Raw genomic sequence first — 999 nt, 5'->3', positions numbered from 1 at the left:
CAGGAGCACCGGCTGACGCCGTGGCCGCGGGCCTGGTGCCGACGGTCTCGGCGATGCTCGTGCCGCCGGCCTAAGCCTGCGGGTGCGGCGGGACGACCTCCGGGACCACCACCGGGCCCGCCTCCGGCGGACGCGGACCGTCCTGCCGGTGCAGGCGGACGGCAACGAGCGCCACGTCGTCCTCGGGCCGCTCGTCGGTCATCCGCGCCAGCAGCGCGGCGGCCAGGCGGGTCAGCCCCTCCTCCAGCGGGAGGTCGCGCCGCTCGACGAGTCCGTCGGTGTAGAGCAGGACGGTCGACCCGCGCCGCAGGGACGCCACCGACTCGGTCCGCTCAGCGGAGGGCGACAGGCCGAGGAGCAGGTCCGGACGCTGCGCCGTCATGACCTCCACACGGACGTCGCCGGCGTCGTCGCGGCTGGCCACGAGCGGGGGCGGGTGCCCGGCGCTCGACCAGCGCAGGTGCGTGACGCCGGCCTCGTGGTCCTGCGGCGACTGCTCCAGCCGGGCGCCACGACGGTGGCGGTGGTGTCGATGAGCAGCGTGGCGATGGCCTGGTCGAGGCGGGCGAGTGACTCGGCCGGGCCGGCGTTCGTCGTCACCGCGATCCCGCGCAGGATGCTGCGCAGCTGGCCCATCGCCGCGGCGGCCGCCGTGTCGTGGCCGACGACGTCGCCGATGACGACCATGGTCGCGCCGCCGGGCTGCAGGAACGCGTCGTACCAGTCACCGCCGACCCGTGCGGTCTCCGCCGCCGGGGTGTAGCGGACCGCGACCTGCAGGTGGTCGGGCTCGGGCGGGGCGGTCATCATGCTGCGCTGCAGCGTCTCGGCCAGCTCGCGCTGCTGGGCGTAGAGCCGCGCGTTGTCGAGCGCGAGTCCCGCGCGCCCGGCCGCCTCCTCCAGGGTGGCCACCTCGGCCGGCCTGAACCCCGGCCGGCTCGCGTCCCGGAACACCGTCAGGACGCCCGAGGTGCGCCCGCGTCCGCTGAGCGGCACGAC

General features: G+C 76.5%; 2 protein-coding genes. Both read right to left on the bottom strand.

Going from position 1 to position 999, the window contains the following annotated elements; translation table 11 throughout:
- Positions 1 to 70 precede the first annotated feature (70 nt).
- Positions 71 to 424, bottom strand: coding sequence for a SpoIIE family protein phosphatase (locus tag AC2W7G_RS17130; protein ID WP_485869503.1), 354 nt, complete (start codon positions 422 to 424; stop codon positions 71 to 73).
- Positions 379 to 999: PP2C family protein-serine/threonine phosphatase (locus AC2W7G_RS17125; RefSeq protein ID WP_485869502.1), on the bottom strand; the 621-nt coding region annotated here is incomplete at its 5' end. The genes AC2W7G_RS17125 and AC2W7G_RS17130, both read right to left, overlap by 46 nt.

This window comes from Aeromicrobium sp. PFPM2_SD2, from assembly GCF_057364525.1.
Note: the sequence above shows the minus strand (reverse complement) of the source record. Positions and strands in the feature narration are given on the sequence as shown.